This is a genomic window from Pantoea sp. GW821-FHT03E06 (assembly GCF_059420725.1).
Map to the genome: position 1 here is coordinate 810,421 of NZ_JBWKUG010000001.1, position 25,212 is coordinate 835,632.

Annotated in this window: 23 protein-coding genes; 15 read left to right on the plus strand and 8 right to left on the minus strand. The window is 54.7% G+C overall.

The genetic code is table 11. From position 1 onward, the window contains the following. Positions 1-16: 16 nt before the first annotated feature. The 3 genes from fhuC to fhuB are packed head-to-tail and all read left to right on the plus strand — an operon-like array spanning position 17 to position 3,674. Positions 17-811: a Fe3+-hydroxamate ABC transporter ATP-binding protein FhuC gene (gene fhuC, locus AC07WB_RS03645; RefSeq protein WP_097094888.1), complete on the plus strand. Its 795-nt coding sequence runs from the start codon at positions 17-19 to the stop codon at positions 809-811. A gap of 8 nt (positions 812-819) precedes the next feature. After that, positions 820-1,698: a Fe(3+)-hydroxamate ABC transporter substrate-binding protein FhuD gene (gene fhuD, locus AC07WB_RS03650; protein WP_494940052.1), complete on the plus strand. Its 879-nt coding sequence runs from the start codon at positions 820-822 to the stop codon at positions 1,696-1,698. Then, positions 1,698-3,674, plus strand: coding sequence for a Fe(3+)-hydroxamate ABC transporter permease FhuB (gene fhuB / locus AC07WB_RS03655; protein ID WP_494941051.1), 1,977 nt, complete (start codon positions 1,698-1,700; stop codon positions 3,672-3,674). The genes fhuD and fhuB overlap by 1 nt, the downstream gene beginning before the upstream one ends. 30 nt (positions 3,675-3,704) lie before the next feature. On the opposite strand, the gene hemL is transcribed toward fhuB, so the two are convergent. Beyond that, the gene (gene hemL / locus AC07WB_RS03660; protein ID WP_494940053.1) at positions 3,705-4,985 is read right to left on the minus strand and encodes a glutamate-1-semialdehyde 2,1-aminomutase; all 1,281 of its coding nucleotides are present in this window, start codon (positions 4,983-4,985) and stop codon (positions 3,705-3,707) included. Between the two features lie 200 nt (positions 4,986-5,185). Between hemL and erpA the strand changes: the two genes are divergently transcribed. Beyond that, positions 5,186-5,533, plus strand: a complete 348-nt coding sequence (erpA, locus tag AC07WB_RS03665; RefSeq protein ID WP_013507930.1) for an iron-sulfur cluster insertion protein ErpA — start codon at positions 5,186-5,188, stop codon at positions 5,531-5,533. Positions 5,534-5,568: 35 nt separating this feature from the next. Here the strand turns inward: erpA and AC07WB_RS03670 are convergent, their stop codons facing one another. The 3 genes from AC07WB_RS03670 to mtnN form a co-directional block, all read right to left on the minus strand. Then, entirely contained in the window at positions 5,569-5,820 is a 252-nt protein-coding gene (locus tag AC07WB_RS03670; RefSeq protein ID WP_345827244.1) for a hypothetical protein, read from the minus strand. Between the two features lie 106 nt (positions 5,821-5,926). Continuing rightward, positions 5,927-6,736: a vitamin B12 ABC transporter substrate-binding protein BtuF gene (gene btuF / locus AC07WB_RS03675; RefSeq protein ID WP_494940054.1), complete on the minus strand. Its 810-nt coding sequence runs from the start codon at positions 6,734-6,736 to the stop codon at positions 5,927-5,929. Further along, positions 6,729-7,427 carry a 5'-methylthioadenosine/S-adenosylhomocysteine nucleosidase gene (gene mtnN, locus AC07WB_RS03680; RefSeq protein ID WP_494940055.1) on the minus strand — a complete coding sequence of 233 codons (699 nt, stop codon included), beginning with the start codon at positions 7,425-7,427 and terminating at the stop codon, positions 6,729-6,731. The genes btuF and mtnN overlap by 8 nt, the downstream gene beginning before the upstream one ends. A 97-nt stretch (positions 7,428-7,524) precedes the next feature. Here mtnN and dgt point away from each other — a divergent pair, with 97 nt between their 5' ends. From dgt to AC07WB_RS03700, 4 genes are all read left to right on the plus strand, one after another. Further along, positions 7,525-9,018: a dGTPase gene (gene dgt, locus AC07WB_RS03685; RefSeq protein ID WP_345827241.1), complete on the plus strand. Its 1,494-nt coding sequence runs from the start codon at positions 7,525-7,527 to the stop codon at positions 9,016-9,018. A 135-nt stretch (positions 9,019-9,153) separates the two neighbouring features. Then, on the plus strand, positions 9,154-10,596 hold the full coding sequence (gene degP / locus AC07WB_RS03690) for a serine endoprotease DegP (protein ID WP_097094881.1): 1,443 nt from the start codon (positions 9,154-9,156) through the stop codon (positions 10,594-10,596). Between the two features lie 184 nt (positions 10,597-10,780). Further along, the gene (locus tag AC07WB_RS03695) at positions 10,781-11,938 is read left to right on the plus strand and encodes a CdaR family transcriptional regulator (protein WP_097094880.1); all 1,158 of its coding nucleotides are present in this window, start codon (positions 10,781-10,783) and stop codon (positions 11,936-11,938) included. Beyond that, positions 11,938-13,170, plus strand: coding sequence for an alginate lyase family protein (locus tag AC07WB_RS03700; RefSeq protein ID WP_494940056.1), 1,233 nt, complete (start codon positions 11,938-11,940; stop codon positions 13,168-13,170). The genes AC07WB_RS03695 and AC07WB_RS03700 overlap by 1 nt, the downstream gene beginning before the upstream one ends. Positions 13,171-13,212: 42 nt before the next feature. On the opposite strand, the gene AC07WB_RS03705 is transcribed toward AC07WB_RS03700, so the two are convergent. The 4 genes from AC07WB_RS03705 to map form a co-directional block, all read right to left on the minus strand. Beyond that, complete coding sequence (locus AC07WB_RS03705) at positions 13,213-13,605, minus strand: DUF3461 family protein (RefSeq protein ID WP_097094878.1); 393 nt, start codon at positions 13,603-13,605, stop codon at positions 13,213-13,215. A gap of 293 nt (positions 13,606-13,898) precedes the next feature. Then, positions 13,899-14,723 (minus strand): 2,3,4,5-tetrahydropyridine-2,6-dicarboxylate N-succinyltransferase, encoded by an 825-nt coding sequence (dapD, locus tag AC07WB_RS03710; protein WP_049851491.1) that lies wholly within the window; start codon positions 14,721-14,723, stop codon positions 13,899-13,901. 187 nt (positions 14,724-14,910) lie between these two features. Then, entirely contained in the window at positions 14,911-17,565 is a 2,655-nt protein-coding gene (glnD, locus tag AC07WB_RS03715) for a bifunctional uridylyltransferase/uridylyl-removing protein GlnD (RefSeq protein WP_097097593.1), read from the minus strand. A 75-nt stretch (positions 17,566-17,640) separates the two neighbouring features. Beyond that, positions 17,641-18,435 (minus strand): type I methionyl aminopeptidase, encoded by a 795-nt coding sequence (gene map, locus AC07WB_RS03720; RefSeq protein ID WP_097094877.1) that lies wholly within the window; start codon positions 18,433-18,435, stop codon positions 17,641-17,643. A 319-nt stretch (positions 18,436-18,754) separates the two neighbouring features. On the opposite strand from map, the gene rpsB reads away from it, so the two are divergent. The 7 genes from rpsB to cdsA all read left to right on the plus strand — a co-directional run bounded on the left by rpsB (position 18,755) and on the right by cdsA (position 25,204). Further along, positions 18,755-19,474 carry a 30S ribosomal protein S2 gene (gene rpsB, locus AC07WB_RS03725; protein WP_007893898.1) on the plus strand — a complete coding sequence of 240 codons (720 nt, stop codon included), beginning with the start codon at positions 18,755-18,757 and terminating at the stop codon, positions 19,472-19,474. A gap of 179 nt (positions 19,475-19,653) precedes the next feature. After that, on the plus strand, positions 19,654-20,505 hold the full coding sequence (tsf, locus tag AC07WB_RS03730; RefSeq protein ID WP_097094876.1) for a translation elongation factor Ts: 852 nt from the start codon (positions 19,654-19,656) through the stop codon (positions 20,503-20,505). 154 nt (positions 20,506-20,659) lie between these two features. Next, on the plus strand, positions 20,660-21,385 hold the full coding sequence (gene pyrH / locus AC07WB_RS03735) for a UMP kinase (RefSeq protein ID WP_007893903.1): 726 nt from the start codon (positions 20,660-20,662) through the stop codon (positions 21,383-21,385). A gap of 143 nt (positions 21,386-21,528) precedes the next feature. Next, positions 21,529-22,086 carry a ribosome recycling factor gene (gene frr, locus AC07WB_RS03740; protein ID WP_097097592.1) on the plus strand — a complete coding sequence of 186 codons (558 nt, stop codon included), beginning with the start codon at positions 21,529-21,531 and terminating at the stop codon, positions 22,084-22,086. Between the two features lie 120 nt (positions 22,087-22,206). After that, positions 22,207-23,409, plus strand: a complete 1,203-nt coding sequence (gene ispC / locus AC07WB_RS03745; protein ID WP_176519198.1) for a 1-deoxy-D-xylulose-5-phosphate reductoisomerase — start codon at positions 22,207-22,209, stop codon at positions 23,407-23,409. Between the two features lie 166 nt (positions 23,410-23,575). Beyond that, complete coding sequence (gene ispU / locus AC07WB_RS03750; RefSeq protein ID WP_097094874.1) at positions 23,576-24,328, plus strand: (2E,6E)-farnesyl-diphosphate-specific ditrans,polycis-undecaprenyl-diphosphate synthase; 753 nt, start codon at positions 23,576-23,578, stop codon at positions 24,326-24,328. Positions 24,329-24,346: 18 nt separating this feature from the next. Continuing rightward, positions 24,347-25,204, plus strand: a complete 858-nt coding sequence (gene cdsA / locus AC07WB_RS03755) for a phosphatidate cytidylyltransferase (RefSeq protein ID WP_097094873.1) — start codon at positions 24,347-24,349, stop codon at positions 25,202-25,204. The last annotated feature ends 8 nt before the right edge of the window (positions 25,205-25,212 follow it).

Here is a 25,212-nt window from a genome sequence, read left to right on the forward strand (position 1 = left end):
TTAACCAGGGATTATCATGCAGCATCCGCATCACGCAGAAACCACTTTCAGGCTCGATAACGTTAGTTTTCGGGTGCCTGGCCGCACGCTCCTTCATCCGCTGTCTCTCACCTTTGCGCCCGGCAAAGTCACGGCGCTGATCGGTCACAACGGCTCCGGCAAATCTACGCTGCTGAAAATGCTCGGCCGTCACCATGCGGCGAGTGAAGGGCGTGTACTGCTGAATGAAGATGCGGTGGAAAACTGGGGCAGTAAAGATTTTGCGCGCCAGGTCGCGTATCTGCCGCAGCAGCTGCCAGCGGCAGAGGGGATGACGGTGCGTGAACTGGTGGCGATTGGTCGCTATCCGTGGCACGGCGCGCTGGGGCGTTATGGTCAGGAAGATCGCGATCGGGTGGACGAAGCGATTACGCTGGTGGGATTAAAACCCTTTGCCGGACGTCTGGTGGATAGCCTTTCCGGCGGTGAGCGGCAGCGCGCGTGGCTGGCGATGCTGGTGGCGCAAAACAGCCGCTGTCTGCTGCTGGATGAACCCACGTCAGCGCTGGATATCGCCCATCAGGTTGATGTGCTGGCGCTGATCCAACGACTCAGCCGCGAGCGCGGGCTAACGGTGATTGCGGTACTGCACGATCTCAACATGGCGGCACGCTATTGCGATCGTTTAGTGGCGCTGCGTGGCGGTGAAGTGATTGCCGCAGGCGGCCCCGAAGTGATCATGCAGGCTGATGTGCTGGGCAACATCTACGGTATTCCAATGGGGATTTTGCCTCATCCGCAGGGCGGCGCGCCCGTCAGTTTCGTGTACTGAGGCGCACTATGTTAGACATCTCTCGCCGCCGCCTACTGACGGCGCTGGCGCTCTCACCCTTCATGTCCGCGCTATCGCTGCGAGCGGCATTGCCGGATGCACAACGCATTCTGGCGCTGGAGTGGCTGCCGGTGGAGCTGCTGATGGCGCTCGGCGTGGTGCCACTCGGCGTGGCTGATATGCACAACTACAACGTGTGGGTGGGCGATCCACCACTGCCATCCCGCGTGATTGACTTGGGGTTACGCACCGAACCTAATCTTGAGCTAATGACCCAGCTCGAACCTTCACTGATTCTGCACTCCAATGGTTACGGCCCGGCGCTGGATAAGTTGCAGCGCATTGCGCCAACCATGGGTTTTGACCTCAATAGCGGCGATGGCAAACCGTTAACCACCGCGCGCCACTCGTTACATGCGCTGGGAGCAAGGATTGGGCGAGAAGCGCAGGCAGCTGCGCATCTACAGTATGTGGATGCGCAGCTGGCGGCAGCGCGTGATCGCCTTAAGCCGTGGGCCAATCGCCCGGTGCTCTTGATGTCGCTAATGGATAGTCGCCATGCCATCACCTTCGGTAAAAACAGCCTGTTTCTCGAAGTGATGGAGATCCTCGGGTTGCGGAATGCCTGGCAGGGCGAAACCAACTTTTGGGGCAGCGCGGTCGTCGGGCTGGAGCGGTTGGCGGAGGTCGGTGATGTACAGGTGATTTGCTTCGATCACGACAACGAGCGCGATATGCAGCAAGTCATGAAAACCGCGTTGTGGCAGGCGCTGCCGTTTGTGCGCGGCGGACGTTTCCAGCGCGTTCCGGCGGTGTGGTATTACGGTGCGACCTATTCGGCGCTGAAATTTGTTAGCGTGCTGGAACACGCGCTGGAGTCGCAATGATGCGCAATCGTCTTTTTCCCGTCGCGCTGCTGAGTACGCTATGTCTGCTGGCGCTGGCGCTAACGTTTATTAACTTACGTAACGCATTGCCGATCGAACAGTGGCCGCAGGGATTTTTTGCGCCCGATATTAACAACATCCAGCAAGTGGTCTTTCATCACAGCATGTTGTCGCGTTTGGCGCTGGCGCTGCTGGTCGGTGCGGGCTTGGGATTGGCCGGCTTGCTGTTCCAGCAGGTACTGCGCAATCCGTTGGCAGAACCCACTACGCTCGGCGTATCGTCCGGTGCGCAGCTTGGTATTACCGTGGCAACGCTGTGGCAGCTGCCGGGTGGCGAGCTGACACAGCAGTTTGCAGCGATGGGTGGCGCGGTGATGGTCGGGGTTTTGGTCTTTGGGGTTGCCTGGGGCAAACGTCTTTCGCCGGTGACGCTGATTCTTGCCGGTTTGGTGCTGAGTCTGTATGCCGGTTCGGTGAACCAGATCTTCGCTATCTTCAATCACGATCAGCTGCAGAACATGTTCCTGTGGAGTACCGGTGCGCTCAATCAGCTTGATGGGCACAACGTGGCGCAGCTATGGCCGCGTCTGCTGCTGGCGTTTGTGGTGGCGCTGGCGCTGCTGCGTCCGCTGACGCTAATGGGGCTGGACGATGGTGTAGCGAAAAACCTCGGTCTGGCGCTATCGGCGGCGCGAATTGCCGCATTAGCGCTGGCAATTTTGCTTAGCGCGCAGCTGGTCAATGTGGCGGGTATTATCGGCTTTATCGGCCTGTTTGCGCCGCTGCTGGCGAAGATGCTCGGCGGACGTCGCTTATTTAGCCGCATGCTGCTGGCCCCGCTGATTGGTGCGCTGCTACTGTGGCTGGCGGATCAAGCCGTGCTGTGGCTGACCGGCCACTGGCGTGAAGTCTCTACCGGCACGGCGACTGCGCTGATTGGCGTGCCAATTCTGCTGTGGCTGCTACCGCGACTGCGCACGGGCTCGGTGCCACCTGCGCTCAATCAGGGTGACAATGTGCCTGCCGAGCGGCAGAACGTGTTGCGCTGGTGCCTGACTGGCTTACTGATTCTGGCGCTGTTGAGCTGGATTGGCATCACTTTTGGGCGTGACGCGCAAGGCTTTAGCTGGGTGAGCGGCGATATGCTGCAACAGCTGCTGCCGTGGCGCGTTCCGCGCGTACTGGCCGCGCTGGTGGTCGGGATGATGCTTGGTGTAGCGGGAGCGCTGATTCAGCGGCTGACCGGTAACCCCATGGCAAGCCCGGAAGTGCTGGGCATCAGCTCGGGGGCCGCATGCGGCGTCGTGGTGATGATGTTCTTCGTTCCGGGCGATGCCGTGGCATGGCTGCTGCCCGCCGGCGCGCTCGGTGCGGCCCTGACGCTGCTGGTGATTATGCTGGTGGCGAGTCGCGGCGGGTTCTCGCCAGAACGCATGTTGCTGGCGGGTATGGCGCTCAACAGCGCCTTCGTGACGTTATTGATGGTGCTGTTGGCGAGTGGCGATCCGCGCATGGGCGGCTTACTGAGCTGGATTTCTGGCTCGACCTACAACATCAATATGCAGCAGGCCGTTCAAAGTGCAGTGGTTGGCATAGTGCTGATTGCCCTGGCGCCGCTGGCGAGCCGCTGGCTGACATTGCTACCACTTGGCAGCGCCACTGCGCGTTCGGCAGGCATGGCGCTGACCACATCACGGCTCTGTTTGCTGCTGCTGGCGGCAGCGCTAACCGCCACAGCAACCTTAACCATTGGGCCGCTGAGTTTTGTCGGCCTGATGGCACCTCACATTGTAAGAATGCTCGGCTTCCGCCGCGCGTTACCGCAGGTGCTGATGGCAGGTTTACTGGGCGGCGGATTGATGATCTTCGCCGACTGGTGCGGCAGGATGCTGGCGTTCCCGGATCAGATTCCAGCAGGGCTGATGGCCACCTTCTTCGGCGCGCCGTATTTTATCTGGCTGCTGAGAAGGGCATAGCAGAAGGGCGCCATGTGGCGCCCTTGTCATTTACAGCTGCGCGAAGCTGCGGCGCGCCGCATCGATGGTGCGCTGAATATCTTCCTTACTGTGCGCCAGCGACATAAAGCCCGCTTCGAACGCTGATGGTGCGAGGTAGACGCCTTCTTCCAGCATCAGGTGGAAGAAGCGCTTAAAGCGCTCAACGTCGCACTGCGTTACGTCTTGATAGCACGTCACTTCTTGCGCATCGGTGAAGAAAATACCAAACATGCCGCCAACGTGGTTGATCACCAGCGGGATGTTTTCGGCTTTCGCCGCTGCCAGCAGACCTTCTGCTAACTGCGTGGTCAGATCGGTCAGCGTGCTGTGCGTGCCCGGTTGTGCAATCTGCGTCAGGCAGGCAAAGCCCGCCGCCATCGCAATCGGGTTACCGGACAATGTACCGGCCTGATAAACCGGACCGGTGGGTGCCAGCGCATCCATGACATCACGACGACCGCCAAACGCGCCTACTGGCATACCGCCGCCGATGATTTTGCCCAGGCAGGTGAGATCGGGCGTGACGTCGTAATAAGCCTGAGCACCGCCCAATGCCACGCGGAAGCCGGTCATCACTTCGTCAATGATCAGCAGCGCACCAAATTCGTCGCATAACGCACGCAGGCCCGGCAGGAAGTCTGGCTGCGGTGGAATGCAGTTCATGTTGCCTGCCACCGGTTCCACGATGATACAGGCGATATCCTCAGGATATTGCTCGAACGCGACACGTACGGTGCTGAGATCGTTATAGGTGCAGGTCAGCGTGTGTTTGGCGAAATCGGCCGGTACACCCGGCGAGTTTGGCTGGCCAAGGGTCAGCGCGCCAGAACCGGCTTTCACCAGCAGGCAATCGGCGTGACCGTGGTAGCAGCCTTCGAATTTGATGATTTTGTCGCGATGGGTGAAGCCGCGCGCCAGGCGAATGGCGCTCATGGTGGCTTCGGTGCCGGAGTTCACCATACGTACCATGTCCATGCTTGGCACCAGTTCGCACACCAGCTCGGCCATTTTGACTTCAATCTCGGTCGGTGCGCCGAAGCTCAAACCGCGCGCGGCTGCTTCAATCACCGCATTGCGGATGTTGGCGTTGTTATGCCCCAGCACCATCGGGCCCCAGGAACCGACATAATCGATATAGCCTTTGCCGTCGGCATCATAAAGATAGGCACCGTCAGCGCGTTCGATGAACAGCGGCACACCGCCCACACCGGTAAAGGCACGTACCGGGGAGTTCACACCGCCGGGGATCAGGCGTTGCGCTGCGGCATACAGGTTTTCTGACTTACTCATGGTTCTGCTCCTGCTGTTCGGGAAAAAATCTGGCGCCATTCTACGGGAAGAACGGCTTGCGCTAAAGTTTAGGGTATATACTTTCATGCGCATGCTGCGGCACACAGTGCCAAGCTTGAGACTTGATTGCACTGGACGGCTGGCAGATAATAGCGAAATTAAGGTCGTTTTCTGACCTGGACGTTTACCCGGAGTAAAAGATGAGTGACGACGTAGCAGCGCTGCCTTTGCAATTCACTGATGCAGCAGCTAAAAAAGTAAAAAACCTGATTGCTGATGAAGAGAATCCTGAGCTGAAATTGCGCGTTTACATCACCGGCGGCGGTTGCAGCGGTTTCCAGTACGGCTTCACCTTTGACGATCAAATGAACGACGGCGACATGACCATCGAGAAACAAGGTGTGGCGCTGGTGGTTGACCCGATGAGCCTGCAATATCTGGTTGGCGGCTCGGTGGATTACACCGAAGGCCTGGAAGGTTCACGTTTTATCGTCACTAACCCTAACGCCAAAACCACCTGCGGCTGCGGTTCTTCCTTCAGCATCTAATGCTGCTTCTGGCTGCCGTCCCGGTAGCCAGATCTTTACCACTCAATAGTGACTAAGCGTGCCGATTCACGGCGCTTGGCGTCGCGTTTTAATACGCGTTCGGTGATACGCGGCTGCGCGCTAAAGTGACGACCACAATCAATAGTCGGCAGCGTGTGTTCATTCTGGCGCGAGATGTCGCAACGCGAGAATAGCGTCAACGCGACGGCAATAGAGCCGGTGGACGTTGCTGCACTCAGTGGCGCAGCAATCATAAGCCCTATGGCCAGCAGCAGAGCTCTGGTCATGGTTAGTTCCTGGTGAAGACAAAATTGCGCTACGCGCTAAAGGGGCACAGAGCATACGTGGCTGCAGTGCCTTGTATTCTGATTTTCGACAATTTTTGCCGAATCTTTACTCTTTTTCGGTATTTTTTTTCGTCGGATGTAAAGCTGTACACAGCTGTTTTGCTGCCAGCAGCATACGTGGACCGGGGCGACTTAACCAATCATCATTGATGGCGATCACCGGCACATTGAGCTGGGGCTGCCAGAATCTGGCAATGCTGACGGCGTGTGCAGCGTCTCCCCCCATCACAATCACCTGCGGATGGCGCATCAGCACCTGTTCACGGCTCACCTGCGGCCAGCTCACGCTGCTATCGGCAAAAATATTCTTCCCACCACACAGCTCAATGACCTGATTTTGCAGAGTATTACGTGAAGCCGTAAACAGCGGCTGCTGGCCAAACTGCAGAAACAGCGGAACTGGCGTGCTTTGCTGATACTGCTGTCGTAATTCCGCTTCCTGTTTCCGCAACGCTTGCGCCGCATCAATGGCCTGCTGCGGCCGCGGACTCCACTGCTGTAACGCCGCCAGCGCATCAATCATTTGATCGATGGTCTGCGGATCGATCCACTCAACTTTAATGCCGAAACGTTGCAGCTGTTCGATTTGCCGCTGTGGATTGCCACCGCGCCACGCCAGCACCACGTCCGGCTTGAGTTGCAGAATGCGCTCCACCTTGATGCCTTGCCAGTTCGCCACCTGCTCCAGCCCGTTGGCCTGGGCGGGATAATCAGAGTAGGCGCTGACCGCTACCGGCGTAATGCCAGCGGCGAAGGCCAACTCGGTAAGATGCGGTGAAAGGGTGACAACCCGCGGCGCAGCGGCAAGCAGGCTATTGCACAGCAGCAATAGCCCCAGCAGCACATATTTAGCCACGCGCCAGTTGAACCAGCAGGTTTTCTACCATCAGGGAGGATTGTTTCGCCGCAACGCTGAGAAACTCGTCGAAGCTCAGGTGTGACTCCTGATCGGCAACGTCAGAAATGGCTCGCACTACCACAAATGGTACCTTGAACTGATGGCAAACGTGGCCAATCGCAGTCGCTTCCATTTCCACGGCAATTGCCTGCGGGAAGGTAGTACGAATGCGCGCCAGTGGGTCAGCCCCGTTGATAAACGCATCACCACTCACCACTAAGCCACGCACCGCGTTGAGGTCGAGTTGCTTTATTACTTGCTCAGCGGCGGTAATCAGTTTGCTATCCGCGACGAACGCTGCCGGACAGCCGGCCATCTGGCCAGGCTCGTAACCGAAGGCGGTAACATCAGCATCGTGGTAGCGCACTTCATCTGAAACCACGATATCGCCTACTTTCAGCGTCGGCGCTAATCCGCCTGCGGAACCGGTATTGATCACGACATTCGGCTTGCACAGTTCAAGCAGCAGGGTGGTACCCAGCGCGGCAGCGACTTTACCAATGCCTGATTTCAGCAGTGCCACTTCAACACCGTTCAGCGTGCCGGTGTAAATTTCGCAGCCAGCCAGCGTCAGCGTCTGACGGTTTTCAATTTTGTCACGCAGCAGGGTAACTTCCTGCTCCATCGCTCCAATAATGCCTACTTTCATAACAATCTCGCTAATTTAATGGATGTAGCCCGCAAAAGTGAGGCATAGTCTAACATGGCTGATTGAGGAAGAATTCACGAAAAAATAAGGGGTAATTATGGCGACGATCAATTTCAGGAAGAAGATCAGTTTCACCCGCCCTTATACCAGCCGCAAAGATCCCGAAGGGGAATACTTTATTACGCGCCACTTTGAAAGCGATCGCGGGCGCATTATTAACTCCGCTGCGATTCGGCGTCTGCAACAGAAAACCCAGGTTTTCCCGCTTGAAAGGAATGCCGCGGTACGTTCGCGTCTGACACACTCGTTGGAAGTGCAGCAAACCGGACGCTATATCACCAAAGAGATTCTGCAAGCGCTGAAAACGCAGGGCGGCGGGCTGGCCAATTATGGGTTGGATGAGTTTGAAGGGGCATTTGAAAGCCTGATTGAGATGGCTTGTCTGCTGCACGATGTCGGCAATCCGCCATTTGGACATTTTGGTGAAGCAGCGATCAATGACTGGTTCGACGATAATTTGTCTGCCGAGCTCGTCGACCCGCTGGTGGCGGGCGTTGCCGATGAAGCCGAGCGCTCAGCGTTTGACCAATTAAATGCCATGATTCGTCAGGATTTGTGCCATTTTGAAGGCAATGCGCAAGCCATTCGTCTGGTGCATACGCTGCTGCAGCTTAATCTTAGCTATGCACAGGTCGCCTGTATTCTAAAATACACCGCGCCTGCCTGGTGGCAGGGAGATAAACCTGAGGCATTCAGCGTTCTAATGAAAAAGCCGGGTTTCTACTTATCAGAGCGGGAATATGTAGCTGAGCTGCGTGAGGCGACGAATATTAAAGAACATCACCGTTTTCCGCTGACCTGGATAATGGAAGCCGCTGATGACATCTCTTATTGTATTGCCGACCTGGATGACGCCGTAGAAAAAGATATTTTCCATGTTGAAACATTGTATAAGCATCTCATTGAGGCGTGGGGGCCGGTAAAAAATGGCGATGTATTCAGCCGCACCATTGGTGATGCCTGGAAAGAAGCTAATCAGAAAAAGCGTCGCAGCATTAGCGATCAATTCTTTATGTCGCTACGGGTTAATGTGCAAAACGTATTAGTGAGCCATGCGGTACGTCGTTTTATCGATAACCTTCCTGCGATTTATGAAGGGGATTTTAATCACGCATTGCTGGAAGATGATGGTGAAGAAGGGCGTTTGCTTAAATTATTTAAGACCGTCGCGCGCCAGCACGTATTTAATCATCCGGAAGTTGAGCAGTTAGAATTACAGGGTTATCGCGTAATTAAAGGATTGCTTGAGATATATCAATCTTTGCTGCTACTGGATTATGAACAATTCACCACCCTGATGAACGAGGATTTTCTGGCAAAGCATCCTATTGAAACGCGGTTGTTTCATAAGCTCTCTGGAAAACATCGCAAAGCGTATCAACAGCACATGCGTGCATTAATTGTTGAGCATAAATATGAGCGTTTGTTGTGGGAACGCTATTATCGTGCACGCCTGATTCAGGATTACATTAGTGGAATGACGGACAATTATGCATGGGATGAATATCGCCGTTTAATGGCGGTTGAATAAGCGGAGTTTTGTAAAGATGAAGAACAATTTTTTACCTTTCCCTAAAACTTTATTAGGAACTTCGCGCTACAAACTTAATCTCATCATCACGGCCACAGCAATGGTCTGCCCTAAATCTTAGAGAGACAGAGAAAAATGAAAAAAAGCACCTTAATGTTAAGTGCGCTGGCGCTGAGTCTTGGCATGGCATTGAGCCCTGTGAGTGCGTTCGCGGCGGAGACGGCGTCTTCCTCGAGCCAACAGTTGCCAAGCCTGGCACCGATGCTGGAAAAAGTCATGCCTTCCGTAGTGAGTATCAGCGTTGAAGGCAGCACCACGGTGAAAACGCCGCGCATGCCGCAGCAGTTCCAGCAATTCTTTGGTGATAATTCACCCTTCTGCCAGGACGGCTCACCTTTCCAGAGTTCGCCCATGTGCCAGAACGGCGGGGGTGACGGTGGCGCCGATGGCGGGGCTAACGCGCAGAAACAGCAATTCCGCGCGCTGGGTTCTGGCGTCGTGATCAACGCCGACAAAGGCTATGTGGTGACTAACAACCACGTTGTGGATAACGCCACCAAAATTCAGGTTCAGCTGAGCGATGGTCGTCGCTACGACGCCAAAGTGATCGGCAAAGATCCGCAGTCTGATATCGCACTGATTCAGCTGCAGGACGCCAAAAATCTTACGGCGATTAAGATTGCCAATTCTGACGATCTGCGTGTCGGAGATTACACCGTCGCGATTGGTAACCCTTACGGCCTCGGCGAAACCGTCACGTCGGGGATTGTTTCAGCGCTGGGCCGTAGCGGCCTGAACGTTGAGAATTATGAGAACTTTATCCAGACCGATGCGGCCATTAACCGCGGCAACTCCGGTGGCGCACTGGTTAACCTTAATGGTGAACTGATCGGTATTAATACCGCGATTCTGGCGCCGGACGGTGGCAACATCGGCATCGGCTTTGCTATCCCAAGCTCAATGGTGAAAAACCTGACGGCGCAGATGGTGGAATATGGCCAGGTGAAACGTGGCGAGCTGGGCATTATGGGTACCGAGCTGAATTCCGAACTGGCGAAAGCGATGAAAGTCGACGCACAGCGCGGTGCCTTCGTTAGTCAGGTGCTGCCAAACTCAGCCGCCGCTAAAGCGGGTGTGAAAGCCGGCGACGTCGTGGTGTCAATGAATGGCAAAGCATTGACCAGCTTCGCCGCGCTGCGTGCGGAAGTTGGTTCGCTGCCGGTAGGCACCAAGTTGCAATTGGGCCTGCTGCGTGAGGGGAAACCTGTGAGCGTTACGGTTGAACTGCAGCAGAGCTCGCAGGACAAAGTACAGTCCGCCACCATTTACACCGGCATTGAAGGTGCCGATCTCAGCAACATCGACAGCAACGGCCAGAAAGGCGTGCGCGTTGATAACGTGAAGGCGGGAAGTGCAGCGGCGCGTATTGGTCTGAAAAAAGGTGACGTGATTTTAGGCGTGAACCAGCAAGCGGTGGCCAATCTTGGCGAGCTGCGCAAAGTTCTCGACACTAAACCTTCCGTACTGGCACTGAATGTACAGCGTGGTGATAGTAGCCTGTATCTGCTGATGCAGTAAGTTTCAGGCAGTAAATGAGAGGCGAGCTTCGGCTCGCCTTTTTAATGCCTGTGCAAATGCCCGGTACTGAATGTGACGGCCGCCGCATATTCGGCATTCTCCCTTCGGCTATGGGCAGTTGCACAATGTCAGCGCGATTACGGATGCGTATTCTGTCCGTTCGTCCTTATCTTCGGAGTGATTGATGGCCACCTATCATCTCGATGCGCGACTGGCTCAGGATATTGTTGCGCGCACGATGCAAATTATTGATAGCAACGTCAACGTGATGGATGCGCGTGGTCGTATTATCGGCAGTGGCGATCGTGAGCGTATTGGCGAATTGCACGAAGGGGCACTGCTGGTGCTGTCACAAGGACGCGTGGTGGACATCGACGAAGCCGTAGCAAAACACCTGCACGGGGTACGTCCCGGTATTAATTTACCGCTGCGGATTGATGGCGAAATCGTTGGCGTTATCGGTTTAACCGGGCAGCCAGCAACGCTGCGTCACTACGGTGAATTGGTGTGCATGACCGCTGAAATGATGCTCGAGCAGGCTCGCTTACTGCATATGCTGGCGCAAGATAGTCGACTACGTGAAGAGCTGGTCCTGAATCTGGTGCGCAGTGAAACCCTTTCACCGGCACTGAGTGAATGGGCACAGCGGCTTGGCATCGATCTCAATCAGCCGCGTGTGGTGGCGGTGGTTGAGGTCGATAGCGGCCAGCTTGGCGTGGATAGCGCCATGTCAGAATTGCAGCAACTGCAAACCTTGCTGACGACGCCTGAGCGCGACAATCTGATTGCCATTGTCTCACTCACCGAAATGGTGGTGCTGAAACCGGCGCTCAATGCGCATGGTCGCTACGATCAGGACGACCATCGACGTCGCGTTGATCAACTGCTGCAACGTATGAAAGAGAGTGGCCAGGTGCGCATGCGTATTGCGCTCGGTAACTATTTCACCGGCCCTGGCAGTATTGCGCGTTCGTATCGCACGGCGCGTACCACCATGATGGTGGGGAAGCAGCGTATGCCGGAGCAGCGCAGTTATTTTTATCAGGATCTGGTGCTGCCGGTACTGCTCGACAGTTTGCGCGGCGGCTGGCAAGCCAACGAACTGGCACGCCCGCTGGCTAAACTAAAAAGCATGGATAACAATGGCTTGCTGCGACGTACGCTGGTGGCATGGTTCAGTCATAATGTACAGCCCAGCGCGACGGCGCGCGCGCTGTTTATTCACCGCAATACGCTGGAGTATCGTCTCAATCGTATCTCCGAACTGACCGGACTCGATCTGGGCAACTTTGACGATCGTTTGCTGCTGTACGTGGCGTTACAACTGGATGAGCAAAGTTGATGAAGAACGCCTGGGTTCTGCTGTTGTGGGTTTGTAGTGCACTAAGTTTTGCCAACGATCCGGCTTTCCTCTCCTTATCCGATCTTCAGCGGGTGAAGCAGCAGCTCGCACAACACCAGGCTGCGCCGCCCACGCTCGATAGCTGGCAGCAACTGCAACAGCAGGCGGATAAGGCGCTGAAGCACCCTAATCCCAGCGTTATCGATAAGGGTATGCTGCCACCCAGCGGTTCAAAGCAGGATTATTTAAGTTTAAGCGCCTACTGGTGGCCAGACGCCAGCAAGGCGGATGGCCTGCCTTGGCAGCGCCGCGATGGTGAAGTCAATCCCGCCAGTAAAAACGCGCAAAGCGATGGCGTGCGCCTGGCGCGTTTTACCGCTGACTTCCAGGCGTTGACGCTGGCCTGGTACTTCTCCGGCGAGCGACGCTATGCCGATAAAGCGCTGGCGATGATGCGCCGCTGGTTTATCGAGCCCGCTAGCCGGATGAATCCCAATCTTAATTTTGCGCAAGGCATACCAGGCCGGTCCGCTGGTCGTCATGATGGCGTACTGGATGGGCGCTATTTTGCCACGCGTGTGGTGGATGCATTGACGCTGTTGCGCGCCGCGCCGGGCTGGCAGCCAGCAGATGAAAAGGCGATGCGGCAGTGGTTTACTGATTATCTGCATTGGCTACAGCACAGCCCGCTGGCGCTTGAGGAAGCGGCGGCGGAAAATAACCATGGCAGCTGGTATAGCACGCAGGTGGCCGGGATCGCGTGGTATCTGGACGATCGTGCAACGGTAACCGCGATGGTGCGGCTGGCGCGCAGCAAAATGGCCACGCAAATTCGTGCTGATGGTAGCCAGCCAGCCGAGCTGGCACGTACGCGATCGTTCCATTACAGCTATTTTAATTTGCAGGCGCTGACCGCAATGGCGCAGTTGGCCAGCAAAGCGGGGCTGGGTGATTTATGGCATAGCCGCCAGCAAAGCGGATCGTTGCTGGATGCGCTGGATGCTATAGCGCCGTATAGCGATGAGCAAAAAGCCTGGCCGTGGAAAAACCGCGATCGGGTGAGCCAGCGGCTGATCCCATTACTGTCTATCGCCGACAACAGTTTGCAGCAGCCCCGTTATCAGCAGTGGATCGCGCAGGCGCACTGGTCGACAGATAAAAAGAGCAGGGGAGCGGTGATGCAGGCGCAGCGCGATACCTGGCTGCTTTCGCTGCCTTTTCAGCAGCCATAAAAAAGGCCAGCATCGGCTGGCCTCTTATCAAACACGCTAAAATCAACGACCGTTGCGAGTCAGCTGGTCGAGGTCAGATTCGATCTCCGCGATCTTATTTGACACGACGCTTTCCAGATGACGCAGATCCGCCAGAATTTTACGTTTCAGATCCACTTCAACCTGATCGCGCTGGCAAATCTGGTCCAGCTCATCAATCACATAACGCAGGTTCGGGCTGATTTCCTGCACTTCTTTGTAACCCTGGCTGGTGTGATCGGCGACGACGGTTTTGCGCTGACGCGGATATTTGAATTTCACGCTTTTCGCGAAGAATTCACCTTTGTCTTTGCGGAAGTAGATTTTAAGAATGTCGTTGTTAGCTTCCTGACGCAGGCTGTAACGGTCGATGTCGTCAGGGTTGCTGATACCTAAGCTTTTCAGGTTGTCGTACATAGCGTTTATATTCCATCTAAGAGTGGGTGAGCGCGCAGGACTATCATCATCATTCGGGATGCTGCAGAAACGCGGCAACCGGAACGCTTACGGCATACTTAATCAACTGTAGACACAAAAACCGGGATGAACAGTGCGCGACCGGAGTTAACTTGGCGCGGATTATGAACTGTTTGAAAAATAAACGCACGGGTTAATTCGCGGCGCGAAACAGGTAATTCAGGTGGGAGTGTAAACAAATAATTACGGGCCTGAATACAGGCCCGTTAGGAAGATTTTAAGGCAGGATAAACTTAATCGATGCTGCGCAGCAGTTCGTTAATGCCTGTTTTGCTGAGGGTTTTAGCATCCACTTTCTTCACAATGACTGCGCAGTACAGGCTATAGCTACCATCTTTCGATGGCAGATTGCCGGAAACCACCACCGAACCCGCCGGTACGCGGCCGTAATGCACTTCGCCGGTTTCGCGGTCAAAGATTTTAGTACTCTGGCCGATGTAAACACCCATTGAAATCACTGAACCTTCTTCAACGATCACGCCTTCAACGATTTCTGAGCGTGCGCCAATGAAGCAGTTATCTTCGATGATGGTTGGATTTGCCTGCAACGGCTCCAGTACGCCACCGATGCCTACGCCGCCAGACAGGTGAACATTTTTACCGATCTGCGCACATGAACCCACGGTTGCCCAGGTATCTACCATGGTGCCTTCATCGACGTACGCACCGATGTTGACGTAAGACGGCATCAGCACGGTGTTACGTGCGATGAATGCGCCCTGACGCACGGCAGCCGGTGGTACAACGCGGAAACCGGCGTTTTTGAAGCGCGCTTCGTCCCAGCCGGCAAATTTCATCGGCACTTTGTCGTAGAAACGGGTTTCAGAACCTTCCATCACCTGATTATCGTTAATGCGGAACGACAACAGCACTGCTTTCTTCAGCCACTGATGCGTTACCCACTCACCGTTGATCTTTTCAGACACGCGCAGTTCACCGCTATCCAGCAGGCCGATAACCTGGTTGATAGCATCACGGGTTGCACCGTCTACGCTAGATGGCGTGATGTCGGCGCGGCGCTCAAAGGCAGATTCGATAACGCTCTGTAACTGTTGCATATTTATTTCCTGATTCTGTCATAGCGGAATGCACGCCAGATCGCGTACATAGTAAAATTACCTGGCAAACATCATTCATGATGCAGGAAGGCGGCGACGCAGCGAATCCCCGGGAGCATACATCAGTATGTGACCGGGGTGAGCGAGGAAAGCCAACGCACCTGCAACGTGAATGATATTTGCCAGGTCAGAGTTTATCGTTTGGATTAAGGGCTTCTGTCAACCTCTGTTGCAACACATCGCGCATTTCGACCCCCAGCGCACGCCGCTCGCTATCGGCCAGGATGAAAAGATCCTCAACCCGCTCACCAATTGTACTGATGCGCGCACCGTGCAGCGATACACCCAAATCGGCGAACACTTCTCCCACGCGCGCCAGCAAGCCAGGCTGATCGAGTGCGACTAACTCCAGATAGCTGCGGCGATCGGTATGCGTCGGCAGGAAATTGACCTCGGTATCCACGCTGAAATGCTTGAGACGTGCTGACTGACGGCGCGTACGCGGCGGCACCCACTCAGTTTGCGTAATGGCCTGCTCCAGCGCGTGAATGATCATTGGATGACGGTCAGCGGCCAGTGGGCTGCCATCGGGCTCCAGCACGATAAAGGTATCCATCGCCATGCCGTCGCGGCTGGTAAAGATTTGCGCATCATGCACGCTGAGATTACGACGATCCAATTCGCCTGCCACCGCCGCAAACAGGTGCGGGCGATCCGGGCTCCAGATAAAGATTTCGGTGCCGCCGCGCGTGGCCTGCGGACTCACCAGCACCAGCGGCTTGTTGAGATCGTGATGAATTAAATGACGCGCGTGCCAGGCGAGCTGATTCGGCGTGTGGCGCAGGAAATAGTCGGCGCGGCAGCGGCTCCAGATATGGTGCAGGCGCTCTTCGTCGAGGTTCTCCATGCGCAGCAGCGCCAGCGCTTGCAGCCGATGGTGACGTACCCGCTCGCGCAGATCCGGGCTATTTTCCATACCGCGACGCAGCTGTTTTTCGGTGGCAAAGAACAGCTCGCGCAACAGGCTCTGTTTCCAGCTGTTCCACAAGCTTTCATTGGTGGCGCAGATATCAGACACCGTCAGGCATGCCAGATAACGCAGACGGTTTTCGTTTTGCATCACTTCGGCGAACTGCTGAATTACGGTTGGATCCTGAATGTCGCGACGCTGTGCGGTGACCGACATCAACAGATGATGGCGTACCAGCCAGGCAACCAGCTGCGTTTCACGGGAGTTCAGGCCATGTAATTCGGCGAAATCCAGCGCATCCTGCGCGCCGAGAATCGAGTGATCGCCATTGCGGCCTTTGGCAATATCATGCAGCAGCGCGGCCATCAGCAGCAGTTCCGGCTGTGGCAGACGCGGCCAGAGTTCTACGCACAGCGGATGCATCGGTCGCGTGGCTTCATCGGCAAAGCTCTCCAGCTTCTGCAGCACGCGAATGGTGTGTTCATCAACGGTGTAAGCGTGGAACAAATCGAACTGCATCTGGCCGACGATATTGCCCCACAGCGGCGTATAGGCCCACAGTACGCTATGACGATGCATCGGCACCAGTGCGCGCTTGACTGCGCCGGGATGACGCAATATCGCCATAAAGGTTTCACGCGCTTCAGGAATATGGCACAGCGGCTGTTTCAGATGGCGACGCGCATAGCGCAGCTGGCGCAGGGTGGTGGAGTAAATGCCTTTGATGTTTTCGTTACGCACCATCACGTAAAACATGCGCAGGATGGCTTGCGGTTCGCGCTCAAACAGCGAGGGATCGCGCAGATCGATTAAGTCACCGCGAATCTGGAAGTCATCATCAAGGTTGCGTGGTTTCTCGGTGGTCGATAGCGCCAAAATGGCCTCATCAAACAGCTGCAGCAGCATTTGATTGAGTTCGCCGATGCGGCGCGTAACGCGGTAAAAGTCCTTCATCATGCGCTCAACCGGCTCGTTGACTTCGCCCAGGTAGTTGAGACGTTGAGCTACGGTTAGCTGGCGATCGAACAGCAGGCGATTGTCATAGCGCGGCAGCGTTAAGTGCAGCGCAAAACGAATGCGCCACAGGAACTCCTGACACTCATTGATTTCATTGCGTTCCGCTTCGGTGATAAAGCCGAAACCAACCATCTCATCCATGGTGGTGGCACCAAAGTGACGACGCGCCACCCATTGCAGCGTGTGAATGTCGCGCAGGCCGCCCGGGCTGCTTTTGATGTCGGGTTCGAGGTTATAGCTGGTGCCGTGATAGCGCTGGTGGCGTTCCTGCTGCTCTTCAATTTTGGCAGCGAAAAAGCGCGACGATGGCCAGAAACCATCGCTAAAGATATTCTTTTGCAGCTCGAGAAACAGCGCCACGTCGCCCGTCAGCATGCGCGATTCGATCAGATTAGTGGCGACGGTGAGATCGGATAATCCTTCCAGCAAGCACTCTTCTAACGTGCGCACACTGTGGCCAACTTCCAGCTTCAAATCCCACATCAGCGTTAACAGTTCACTGGTGCGCTGTGCCGCAGCGTCGTCCAGCGGTTGACGACTGAGGATCAGCACATCAATGTCAGAGAGCGGATGCAATTCACCGCGGCCATAACCGCCTACGGCAACCAGCGCGATCTCTTTCAGCCGATCAAAACCAAAGAAGCGCCATAGGCGACGGAGTAAGCGGTCAATAAACAGGGTGCGCGCATCGATCAGGGATTCGATATCGGTGCCCGCATCAAACGCGCTACCGAGATGCTGGTGGAATTGCTCAAGATACTGTTTGAGCTTGTCGCGCGTCAGGGCTTCATCGGGCCAGCTGGCGGGGGAATCGGTCAGGCCTTTGTGTACTGCTTCGGTCACGCTACCACTCATCAACATGCCTCTTCATTACGCGTCAAACATAAAAAAGGCCGGCTATGAGCCGGCCTGGTACTGTCAGGGAGATGATTACGCGACGTTTTCGAGCACCGCTGGAATGGTGTCGTCTTCACGCAGCGTCAGAATCTCACAGCCGTTTTCTGTGACCACAATAGTATGCTCATACTGCGCGGACAAGCTGCGATCTTTGGTTTTCACGGTCCAGCCATCCTTCATGGTGCGGATGCGGTAATCACCGGCATTGACCATCGGTTCGATGGTGAAGGTCATACCTGCTTGCAGCACCACGCCGCTGTCGTCCGCATCGTAATGCAGCACCTGCGGCTCTTCATGGAAGCCTTTGCCGATACCGTGACCGCAATATTCGCGCACCACCGAGAAATCCTGTGCTTCCACATACTGCTGAATGGCACGACCGAGCTCGCGCAGGCGAATCCCCGGTTTTACCAAACGCAGCGCGATATACAGACTTTCCTGCGTGACGCGACACAGGCGCTCGCCCTGAATGGTCGGTTTACCGACGATAAACATCTTTGAGGTGTCGCCGTGATATTCATCTTTGATCACCGTGACATCGACGTTCACGACATCGCCATCTTTCAGCACGCGATCGTCACTCGGAATACCGTGACAGACCACTTCATTCACGGAGATACAGACTGATTTCGGGAAGCCGTGATAACCCAGGCAAGCGGAAATGGCCTGTTGCTTCTGCGTAATATGTTCGTGGCAGAGGCGGTCAAGTTCACCGGTGGTAACACCAGGCACCACGTGCGGCGCAATCATCTCAAGCACTTCAGCGGCAAGACGGCCCGCGACGCGCATTTTTTCGATTTCTTCAGGGGTTTTAATTGAAATAGCCATTAAATTAATCCGCAATCGTCGAAATTTTCGACAATAATGAGTTCTGTGGCAAACATGTTAGCAGCCAGCAAATGGGCTGCCAAATGGGGATTGTCTGCGCCTCTCGCCGCTAACTACTATTGGCGTATTACTGCGCATTGTGGTATAAAGCGCGCCGACGATTCTCTGTCGCCAGGTTATTGGCTGGCAGGAAACGCATAAAACTCATTATGTGTACTAAAACACACATGTATCGACACATACGCCGGGGTGCCTTGAAAGAGGTCGGTCGTATGGGATACATGGAGGCCCAACCCCAAATCAAACTTTAGAGGTAATCATGGCAACTGTTTCAATGCGCGACATGCTCAAGGCTGGTGTTCACTTTGGTCACCAGACCCGTTACTGGAACCCGAAAATGAAGCCATTCATCTTCGGCGCACGTAACAAGGTTCACATCATCAACCTCGAGCAGACTGTGCCAATGTTCAACGACGCGCTGGCTGAGTTGAAAAAGATCTCTTCCCGTAAAGGTAAGATCCTGATCGTTGGTACTAAGCGCGCTGCTGCCGAAGCGGTAAAAGAGTCAGCTCTGAGCTGCGACCAGTTCTTCGTAAACCATCGCTGGTTGGGTGGCATGCTGACTAACTGGAAAACCGTTCGTCAGTCAATCAAACGCCTGAAAGATCTTGAGTCTCAGTCTCAGGACGGTACTTTCGACAAACTGACCAAGAAAGAAGCGCTGATGCGCACTCGCGAACTGGCCAAGCTGGAAAACAGCCTGGGCGGTATCAAAGACATGGGCGGTCTGCCGGATGCACTGTTCGTTGTTGACGCTGATCACGAGCATATCGCTATCAAAGAAGCAAACAACCTGGGTATCCCAGTATTTGCTATCGTTGATACCAACTCTGATCCAGACGGCGTTGACTTCGTTATCCCAGGTAACGACGATGCGATCCGTGCTGTAAGCCTGTACCTGACTGCCGTTGCCACTACCGTGCGCGAAGGCCGTTCACAGGATCTGGCTGAGCAGGCTGAAGAAGCTGCTGAAGCTTAATAAGGTTCGCTCTTTCTAAGAGCCCTTAGACATCAGATGTTATCTGTTAAGGGGGCCGTTCAGGCCCCTTTATTTTATCTAAGTCTGTCACGCTCACATTTGAGAGCGGGGCAGAGTAAATTTCCGCAACAAGTTTCTGACAGTGTGTGAACACACAGAGACGAATCGAGGATTCTGGAATGGCTGATATTACCGCTGCATTGGTAAAAGAACTGCGTGAGCGTACTGGCGCAGGCATGATGGACTGCAAAAAAGCGCTGACTGAAGCGAACGGCGACATCGAGCTGGCAATTGAGAACATGCGCAAATCTGGCGCAATCAAAGCTGCTAAGAAAGCAGGCAACGTGGCTGCTGATGGCGTGATCAAAACTAAAATCGCTGACGGCTACGCGGTGATTCTGGAAGTAAACTGCCAGACTGACTTCGTTGCTAAAGATGGCGGTTTCCAGGCATTTGCTGACAAAGTTCTGGATGCAGCAACTGCTGGCAAAGTTACCGATGTGGAAGCTCTGAAAGCGCAGTTCGAAGAAGAACGCGTAGCGCTGGTTGCGAAAATCGGTGAGAACATCAACATCCGTCGTGTTGCTATCCTTGAAGGTGCTGAGCTGAACAGCTATCAGCACGGCGCACGCATCGGTGTCGTTGTTTCTACTACCGGCGCTAACGAAGAGTTGAGCAAGCAAGTCGCAATGCACATCGCTGCAAGCAAGCCAGAATTCGTTAAGCCAGAAGACGTGTCTGCTGATGTGGTTGAGAAAGAGTACCAGGTTCAGCTGGACATCGCCATGCAGTCTGGCAAGCCAAAAGAGATCGCAGAGAAAATGGTTGAAGGCCGCATGAAGAAATTCACCGGCGAAGTTTCTCTGACCGGTCAGGCTTTCGTTATCGACCCAAGCAAAACTGTTGGCCAGGCGTTGAAAGAGAAAAACGCTGACGTCATCAACTTCATCCGCTTCGAAGTGGGCGAAGGCATTGAGAAAGTTGAATCTGACTTCGCAGCAGAAGTTGCTGCAATGTCCAAACAGTCTTAATGGTCTGAAAGAACCGCCAAAAGGCGGTTCTTTTTTGCCTGCAATTTAGTACAGCACTTTCAGTCTCATCCCAATAGCTTTTCTCGCGTGCTTTACGGATGATCGACCAGATTTTATTTCTCCTTTTCATCATATCTTCCAGGAAGAATCGACCATGGCGACCAACGCAAAACCTGTATATCAACGTATCCTGCTAAAACTGAGTGGCGAAGCACTGCAAGGTGCCGAAGGTTTTGGTATCGACGCGAGCGTGCTTGACCGCATGGCGCAAGAGGTGAAAGAGCTGGTTGAACTGGGCATCCAGGTGGGTGTGGTTATTGGTGGCGGTAACCTGTTCCGTGGCGCAGGTCTGGCACAGGCCGGGATGAACCGTGTGGTCGGCGACCATATGGGCATGCTGGCAACGGTAATGAATGGCCTGGCAATGCGTGATGCGCTGCACCGTGCGTATGTCAATGCGCGTTTGATGTCGGCGATTCCACTGAATGGCGTGTGCGACAACTACAGCTGGGCAGAAGCGATCAGCCTGCTGCGTAATAACCGCGTCGTTATCTTTGCGGCCGGTACCGGTAACCCGTTCTTTACCACTGACTCTGCAGCCTGCCTGCGCGGTATCGAAATCGAAGCCGACGTGGTACTGAAAGCCACCAAAGTAGACGGCGTCTACTCTGAAGATCCGGTAAAAAATCCGGATGCAACGCTGTACGATCAGCTGAGCTATGCAGAAGTGTTGGATAAAGAGCTTAAAGTGATGGATCTCGCGGCGTTTACGCTGGCGCGTGACCATAAACTGCCTATCCGCGTCTTCAACATGAACAAGCCTGGTGCGCTGCGCCGCGTAGTGATGGGTGAAAAAGAAGGCACCCTGATTACGCATTAATACCCGACGCAGGTTAAAATAAGGTATATTCTTTTGCCGCGATGCTCTGTCATCGCGCAGCAATTAGGATGATCGATGTTTATCGATACCGCTTCCGGTTAGCCCGGAAATGGCCAGGTCAAACCGAATCCAAGGGTTTCAACGTGATTAACGACATTAAAAAAGATGCAGACACGCGCATGGAAAAGTGTGTGGATGCATTCAAAAACACCATCAGCAAAGTGCGCACCGGTCGTGCTTCGCCTTCACTGCTCGACGGCATTATGGTGCCTTACTACGGTACACCTACGCCGCTGCGTCAGGTGGCTAGCGTCACGGTAGAGGATTCACGTACGTTGAAAATCAACGTATTTGATCGCTCGCTGAGCGCCGCGGTAGAGAAAGCCATCATGTCTTCTGATCTGGGCCTGAATCCAAGCTCGGCCGGTAGCGACATTCGTGTGCCGCTGCCAGCGCTGACGGAAGAGCGTCGTAAAGATATGATCAAGATCGTCCGTGGCGAAGCTGAGCAGGGTCGTGTATCTGTCCGTAACGTCCGCCGCGACGCGAACGATAAGATCAAAGCGCTGCTGAAAGACAAAGAGATCAGCGAAGACGACGAACGTCGTTCGCAGGACGAGATCCAGAAAATGACCGATGCGCACATCAAAAGTGTGGATGCGGCATTGGCCGAAAAAGAAAAGGAACTGATGGATTTCTAACGCCATCATCTTCTTTTTAAAAACGCCGTTCAGAGACGAGATGTATTCGACTCTGGCGGCGTTTTACATTGTGTCCGGCGCTGTTGCGGTCACAGTCCACGACTTCACAGGGATAGCATGATGAAGCGATTAACTTTGCTGGGATCGACCGGCTCAATTGGCACCAGCACGCTGGCAGTGGTTGCCGCGAATCCTGAGCTGTATCAGGTGACTGCGCTGGTAGCTGGCCAAAATGTGGCGTTGATGGCTGAACAGTGCCAGCAATTCCAGCCACGCTATGCCGCGATGTCTGATGAGGCGTCCGCACAGGCGCTGCGTGAGCGACTGAAAGCACTCAACGTGAATACCGAAGTGCTCTCCGGCGTTCAGGCCGCGTGCGAACTGGCTGCGCTAGATGAGGTGGATCAGGTGATGGCGGCGATTGTTGGCGCCTCGGGTCTGCAACCTACCCTGGCGGCGATTCGCGCCGGTAAAACCGTGCTGCTCGCCAACAAAGAATCGCTTGTCACATGCGGCCGCCTGTTTATGGAGGCGGTGCGCCAACATCAGGCGCAGTTGCTGCCGGTGGATAGCGAGCACAATGCCATTTTTCAGAGTTTACCCGCTTCCATACAGCATCAGTTGGGGTACGCTGATCTGCGGGGGAATGGCATCGAGTCGATTCTCCTTACGGGATCGGGTGGTCCTTTTCGTGACACGCCATTAGCGGATTTAGCCGCGATGTCGCCAGATCAGGCATGTGCGCATCCGAACTGGTCAATGGGACGAAAAATCTCCGTTGATTCGGCCACCATGATGAATAAAGGTCTTGAATACATTGAAGCCCGCTGGCTATTTAATGCAACTGACGCGCAGATGGAGGTCATCCTGCATCCGCAGTCCGTTATCCATTCGATGGTGCGTTATTGCGACGGCAGTGTACTGGCGCAACTCGGTTCACCGGATATGCGAACGCCAATAGCGCACAGCATGGCTTGGCCAGCACGTATCTCTGCGGGTGTAACGCCGCTCGACTTCACTCGAATGAAGTCGCTGACGTTTGCCGAACCGGACTACGAGCGCTATCCCTGCCTGAAGCTCGCGATTGATGCCTGTGCCACAGGTCAGGCCGCTACGACGACGCTGAATGCAGCGAATGAAGTGGCGGTTGCGGCTTTTCTGCAGCACCAGATTCGCTTTACCGACATTGCCGCCATCAACAGCGAAGTGCTGGCATCCCTGACGTGTCAGGAGCCTGGCAGCATCGACGAGGTGATGGAGATTGATCGGTTAGCGCGCGCGCGTGCCAATGAATTGTTACCGCGCTTTCGTTTAGCAGGTTGATAGTTCCCGCTATTTGTTCGCTCTGGGTGAAAATGGTATAGTCGCTCGCTCGCGTTTCACAGCCCGACATTGTTTCGATGTCATCCGGTGTGTTTACCGGAGTTTGCTGCAGGCGCAATGTATTCAGAAACCACAGCATTTCTGATGAAAGGAATTATTACGCGTTATGTCGTCCAACAATCACAATACAATCGATGACGAGTCGTACTGCACGCCACGTCACGTGGCCATCATTATGGATGGTAATGGTCGCTGGGCAAAAAATCAGGGCAAACTGCGTATTTCAGGCCATAAAGCCGGGGTAAAATCAGTGCGTCGGGCTGTTAGCTTCGCGGTCAGTCATAAACTGGAAGCGCTTACGCTGTATGCGTTCAGCAGTGAAAACTGGAGCCGTCCGGTTCAGGAAGTGACAGCGTTAATGGAGCTGTTTGTTTGGGCGCTCGACAGCGAAGTCAAAAGCCTGCACAAACACAATGTGCGTCTACGCATTATTGGTGATATCAGCCGTTTCAATAACCGTATTCAGGAACGCATTCGCCGCGCCGAGGAACTGACTCAGCAAAATAATGGACTAACTCTTAACATTGCTGCCAATTATGGCGGCCGTTGGGATATTATCCAGGGTGCCAGAAAACTGGCTGAACAGGTGCAGGAAGGTTTGCTGCGGCCTGACCAGATTACCGAAGAAAGCCTGGCTCCGTATCTATGCATGCAGGAGCTGGCGCCAGTGGATTTAGTGATAAGGACCGGGGGAGAGCATCGGATTAGCAACTTCCTGCTGTGGCAAATCGCCTATGCTGAGTTTTGGTTTACCGATGTTCTTTGGCCTGATTTTGATGAACACGTTTTTGAAGGTGCACTGAATGCATTCTCTACGCGGGAGCGACGCTATGGCGGTACTGCACCAGGCGGCGCCTAAGCAATTTGGGGGTAACCTTTGCTGAAGTCTCGTCTGATCACCGCGTTAATTTTGATTCCGCTGGTGATCGCTGCACTGTTCTGGTTACCGCTGTACGGTTTTGCGATCACCACCATCATCATCTGTATGCTTGCTGCCTGGGAATGGGGGCAGCTGGCGGGTATGAAGACGCGCCAGCAGCGTATCTGGCTGGCCGTGCTATGCGGCCTGTTGTTGTCCGCAATGCTCTTTAGCCTGCAACCCTACCAACGCAATCTGCACCAATTCCAGATGGAAGGCTCGCTTTGGGCCGCGCTGGGATGGTGGATTGTCGCGCTATTTTTAGTGCTGTTCTATCCCTCCTCTGCGGCGCTGTGGCGCTCATCGCGTCCGCTGCGTCTGCTATTTGGTCTCCTCACCGTGATCCCCTTCTTCTGGGGAATGATGGCGCTGCGTCAGTATCATTACGATACCGATCACTTCGCCGGTGCATGGTGGCTGCTGTTCGTTATGTTCATTGTCTGGGGCGCCGACTCCGGTGCTTATATGTTCGGTCGTTTGTTTGGCAAACATAAACTGGCACCTAAAGTCTCACCGGGTAAAACCTGGGAAGGTTTCTTTGGTGGCCTCCTGTCGTCTGCTCTTATTGCCTGGCTGTTTGCGCTATTAGCGCCACTGTCGATCGCGCCAGGCACGCTGATTATCTGCGCCGTGATTGCCACGCTGGCTTCGGTACTGGGCGACCTTACGGAAAGCATGTTCAAACGTGAAGCGGGCATTAAAGACAGCGGTAACTTGATCCCGGGGCACGGTGGTATCCTCGATCGTATTGATAGCCTGACTGCTGCGGTGCCGGTATTTGCCTGCCTGCTGCTGTTGGTGTTTCGCACCCTCTGAGGATAACA